Below are 4,763 nucleotides of genomic sequence, written 5' to 3' on the forward strand. Positions count from 1 at the left end.
GTTCACGCCGACCTTGAGCGTGGCCGGGGCGTTGCCGGTCACACCGGTGACGGTGATCGGGCTCTCCACCGTGGAGTTGTCGTTGATCGCGAAGTCCGCGGTGTTCTCGAAGAACGGCGTGTTCGGGGTGGAGGTCACGGCGTTGACGGTCGCGGCCGCGTCGGCGAGGCCGGCGCCGCAGCCGCCGGTGCAGGTGCCGGCCAGCGGGCGGGCGTTGGCCTTGATGGCGGCCTCGACCTGTGCCGGGGTGAGGGAGGGCTTGGCGGCCACGAGGAGCGCGGCGAGGCCCGCGATGTGCGGGGCGGCCATGCTGGTGCCCTGGTACGGCTTGTAGATCTCGGCGCCGGGGGTGGTGGTGCCGTTGTTCAGCGTGGAGAGGATGCCGTTCTCGGGCGTGGTGACGGTGCCGGGCGTGTCGGTGGCGCGGCGGGTCTCGCCGCCCGGGGCCGAGACGTCGACCTTGGCGCCGTAGTTGGAGTAGAAGGAGCGGTCGCCGGTGCGGTTGGTGGCGGCCACGGTGATGACGTTGTTGCAGCTGGCCGGGGTGAAGGAGCTCGCGTCGGCGTTGCTGTTGCCGGCGGCCACGACGACGGTGGTGCCGCGGGCGACGGCCGCGTTGATGGCGTTCTGGTAGCTGGAGCTGCAGGTGCCGGAGCCGCCGAGGCTCATGTTGATGACCTTGGCGGGGGTGGGGTTCGCCGGGACGCCCGCGACGGTGCCGCCGGAGGCCCAGGTGATGGCGTCGACGATGTCCGAGGTGGCGCCGCCGCACTTGCCGAGGACGCGGACGGGCTGGATCTTCGCGTTGTACGCGATGCCCGCGACGCCCTTGCCGTTGTTGGTGGCGGCGGCGATGGTGCCGGCCACGTGGGTGCCGTGCCAGGAGGAGTCGCTGGCCTTGGAGCCGGTGCCGCACTCGCCGGCCGCGCTCCAGTCGCCCTGGTCGGCCGGGTTGTTGTCGCGGCCGTTGCCGTCGCGGGCGGCGGTGGAGTCGGAGATGAAGTCGTAGCCGGCGACGATGTTGGGGGCCACGTCGGAGTGGGCCACGTAGCCGGTGTCGATCACGGCGACGGTGACGCCGGAGCCGGTGGTCTTGTCCCAGGCGGCGGGCACGTTCATGCCGGCGGTGGGCTCGAAGAGGTCCCACTGCTTGGCGTACTCGGTGTCGTCCGGGGTGGCCATGGCGTAGGCGCGGGAGTCCGGCTCGACGTAGGCGACGTCCGGGTCGGCGCGGAACTGGTCCATCACCTTGGCGGCGTCGGCCGGGGCGGTCGCACCGCCCAGGCTGACGAGCGCGGCGCCGGTGCCCAGACGGCGGTCGAACTTCGCCTTCTTGCCGGCCTTCTTGCCCTTGGCGGTCGCGTCGTCGGCGGCGGCGGTGTTGGAGCCGGCCTCCGGGGCGGAGGACTTGTAGCCGACGATCAGGTTCTGGACCGGGGCGGCGGCGGGGGCGGTGGGGGCGCCCGCGGCCGGGAGGGTGTGGGCGGCCGGGTCGCTCGCGGGGGTCACGGCCACCGCGGCGGTGGCGGAGCCGGCGAGCAGGGTGACGGACATGGCCACGACGGATATGAGCCGTCGTCGAGGTGCGTGCACGGTGTTCCCCTTACGGGCCGTTTCCGGGCAGGCCGGAAAGGCCGCTGTGTGCGGTGTGGGAGGTGGAACCGGGCGCCGCGGGGCCGGGAGGGCTGGTCGGACCGCCCCGGCCGCCGCCGCGCGCCATGTCGCCCGGCCGCAACGGCGGGGCTGGGCGACAGCGTGTACCGGCGATCCGCGCTGCCGCGTACGGCTTCACACCATGTGGGGTTGGTGCGGGGGCAGTTCGGGGTGCGGGAGATCGCCGGTGGGCAGACAGTAGGCAACGCGGGGATGAACCCGATACAGGGAAAACCCTTGTCCGGACCCTGGGGAACCCTGTGGAACCCCTGTGAAACACCTGTGCAATCTGCACGCAACGAACCGGGGCCGCCCCGCCCGCCGGGGCGGCCCGCCGGCTACTGCGGGTTGCCGCGCGGGTGGAGGGCGCGGAAGTACGTCCAGCTGGTCTCGTTCGGCTCGGTCCACTTCCCGGGGGCGTGGGCGAATTCCGGGTGGCGTCCGGCGATGTAGGCGCGGGTGCGCTCGGGGACCTCGGTGTAGGAGCCGAGCTTGGCTCCCCGGCAGTGGAAGGTGAGGCCGCCGGGGCGTTGTCCCTGTTCCATCCAGGGCAGCCAGGGGGACATCCGCGTCCAGGACATGGCCGCCGGGACGCTCGGCGCCCCGCCGGCGAGGGCCTCGGCGGGGGTGAAGAACTGGAAGAGCTCCAGGGCCCGGTAGGTGTCGTCGGCGGAGTTCAGCGGGTAGTCCGCGACGGGCAGCGGGGAGGGGTAGGAGAGGGGGATCTCCAGGCTGAAGCAGACCTGCCCGCCGAGTTCGGTCCGGGGTACGGGGAAGGGCCGCAGGCGCAGGTTGGCCGGGTCGTTCCAGACGTGGACCACGGGTTTTTCCTGCCAGGTCTCGAGGATCTCCCGAGTGGCGGGGTCGAGGTAGAAGGCGGCCTCGCGCGAGAGCATCTGGTATCCGCCCTCCTCCTCGTCGGCGAGGAGCCGGGACACGTTGACCCCTTCGAAGCCGAAGAGGCGCCGGTAGGGCTCGCCGGGGGCCCAGGAGTGGACGTCGCCGCTCCACCAGTAGACGACTTCCTCTCCGTCGAGGGAGGCACGGGTGCGGGCGAAGTCGCGCAGCAGGTCGTCCGGAGTCATGGGGAGAACTCTGTCCGGACGGTATCCGGCCGGGCAAGCACCTGGTGCGCCAACTCCCGCGCCTCTTCGCGCCCGCCCCGCGACCTACGAACGGGCGGGCCGCCGCTCGTACGGTCGCCCGGTTGACGGTTGTACGAGTTACCCGCGACCGTGACCGCCATGGGGAACCCCTTGGGTAAGGAACACCGGCTTCCGCTGCTGCTGGCCTGCCTGGTGCTGGCCCTCGGGCTGATCGCCGCCGTCCTCGGCGCCTCGCGGGCGGCCGGGCCCGCCTCCGTCGTGGGGCCGCACGTGGACATGCGGCGCGTGCCGCCCGGGGCCGCCGGGCCGGCACCCGGGCCGGGGGCCTCCACCGGGACGGTGACGGTGGAGTGCGGGCGCAACGAGGAGGGGCACTGGAACGAGGACAACCTGGTGGTCTCGCCCGGGGTGCGGGCGGGCGCCCACCACACGCACGCGTACGTGGGGAACCTGTCCGCCGACGCCCTGTCCACGGACGCCTCCCTGGCCGCCGCCACCACGAGCTGTACCGGCGGGGACCGTTCCGTGTACTACTGGCCGGTCCTGCGCCGTACGGACCGGGCCGGGAGCGGACCGCACGAGGGGGCGGCCGGGCACGGCAACGCGGGCGAGATCCTGCGGGAGGCCTCGGTACGGGTGGAGTTCCGGGGCAGTCCGGTGAGCGGGGTGGTGGCGATGCCCCGGTTCCTGCGGGCGATCACCGGTGACGCCGTGGCCTACACGGCGGGCGGGGGCGCCGGGGTCCGGGCCCGCTGGGGCTGTTCGGGCCTGCCGGACCGGTCCACGACCGGCTACCCGCGCTGTCCGGCGGGCGAACTGGTCACCCGTACGCTGGTCTTCCCCAGCTGCTGGAACGGGCTGGACACCGCTTCCCCGGACCACCGCTCCCACCTGCTGTTCCCTTCCGCCTCCGGGGTCTGCCCGCAGGGCACCTTCCCGGTGCCCGAGCTGCGCCTGTCGCTGGCGTACGCGGTGGCTCCGGGGGTGCCGCTGGCGCTGGACTCCTTTCCCGAGCAGCGGCACAGCCCGCTCACCGACCACGCGATGTTCGTGGACGTGATGACCGACGCGCGGATGGGCGAGCTCGTCTCCTGCCTCAACGAGGGCCGCCACTGCCGGATGTGAGTGACGCAGGTCACGTGAACCACGGTCGGCCGCGGGGCGTGTTCCGACCGCACCAGGTGGCACCAAGCGGACGGACGGAGAGCGTGAATGGCCGGACCACTGTGGCCCCGCGCGCGGCGGGGCTCGACCGACGAAGCACTGATCAGGGCGGTCTACGAGGAACACGGCAACGCCCTGCTCGCGTACGCCACCCGGCTCACCGGTGACCGGGCCGCCGCCGAGGACGTCGTCCAGGAGACCCTGATCCGGGNACCCTGATCCGGGCCTGGCGGCATTCGGAGGCGCTGGTCAACGGGAAGGGCTCGGTGCGCGGGTGGCTGCTCACGGTGGCCCGGAACATCATCACCGACCGGTACCGGGCCCGGGCGGCCCGGCCGCCGGAGGTCTCCGGCTCGGAGGCCGCTCCCCCGGTGGAGGGCGACCACGCGGACTCGGTGGTGGACACGATGACGGTGCTCGGCGCCCTGGACCGGCTCTCGCCGGAACACCGGGACGTGCTGACGGAGTTGTACTACCGCCAGCACAGCGTCGCCGAGGCCGCCGACCGCCTGGGCATCCCGGCGGGCACGGTCAAGTCGCGCTCGCACTACGCGCTCAAGGCCCTGCGCGCGGTGTTCACGGACGGCGGCGCCGAGGAGTTCGGCGGGAACAGACGATCAGGCCGGCCGCCCCAGCAGCCCGGCGGACTGCGGGAGGTGGTGGCGTGAACGCGCGGCGGCACGAGGAGGAGCTGCTCGGACCGTACGTGCTCGGTGTCCTGGACGAGGAGGACGTACGGCGCGTCGAGGAGCATGTCGGCGACTGCACGGGGTGCCGGGAGGAGGTGGCGGCGTTGCGCGAGATGGAGAGCGTCCTGGGCGAGGTGCCCGAGGAGGCGTT

4 protein-coding genes and 1 pseudogene are annotated in these 4,763 nt (G+C 73.1%); 3 read left to right on the forward strand and 2 right to left on the reverse strand.

The annotated features are described in order from the left end of the window. Both VR44_RS36910 and VR44_RS36915 read right to left on the reverse strand, forming a co-directional pair. On the reverse strand, positions 1 to 1,554 hold a 1,554-nt coding region (locus VR44_RS36910; RefSeq protein ID WP_045952041.1), incomplete at its 3' end, for a S8 family peptidase. Positions 1,555 to 1,991: 437 nt separating this feature from the next. Next, the gene (locus VR44_RS36915; RefSeq protein ID WP_045952042.1) at positions 1,992 to 2,738 is read right to left on the reverse strand and encodes a DUF1838 family protein; all 747 of its coding nucleotides are present in this window, start codon (positions 2,736 to 2,738) and stop codon (positions 1,992 to 1,994) included. Positions 2,739 to 2,897: 159 nt separating this feature from the next. On the opposite strand from VR44_RS36915, the gene VR44_RS36920 reads away from it, so the two are divergent. From VR44_RS36920 to VR44_RS36930, 3 genes and pseudogenes are all read left to right on the forward strand, one after another. After that, the gene (locus VR44_RS36920; protein WP_045952043.1) at positions 2,898 to 3,884 is read left to right on the forward strand and encodes a DUF1996 domain-containing protein; all 987 of its coding nucleotides are present in this window, start codon (positions 2,898 to 2,900) and stop codon (positions 3,882 to 3,884) included. An 87-nt stretch (positions 3,885 to 3,971) separates the two neighbouring features. Continuing rightward, positions 3,972 to 4,591, forward strand: a pseudogene (locus VR44_RS48980) (sigma-70 family RNA polymerase sigma factor). Further along, positions 4,588 to 4,763: zf-HC2 domain-containing protein (locus VR44_RS36930; RefSeq protein WP_045952044.1), on the forward strand; the 176-nt coding region annotated here is incomplete at its 3' end. The pseudogene VR44_RS48980 and the gene VR44_RS36930, both read left to right, overlap by 4 nt.

This window comes from Streptomyces katrae, from assembly GCF_000966975.1.
In the GTDB taxonomy this organism is placed as follows: domain Bacteria; phylum Actinomycetota; class Actinomycetes; order Streptomycetales; family Streptomycetaceae; genus Streptomyces; species Streptomyces katrae.

What these genes read in the sequence shown, in the direction of transcription:
- VR44_RS36915 (WP_045952042.1), bottom strand. Translation starts at nt 2,738, where the DNA reads ATGACTCCGGACGACCTGCTGCGCGACTTCGCCCGCACCCGTGCCTCC.
- VR44_RS36920 (WP_045952043.1), top strand. Translation starts at nt 2,898, where the DNA reads ATGGGGAACCCCTTGGGTAAGGAACACCGGCTTCCGCTGCTGCTGGCC.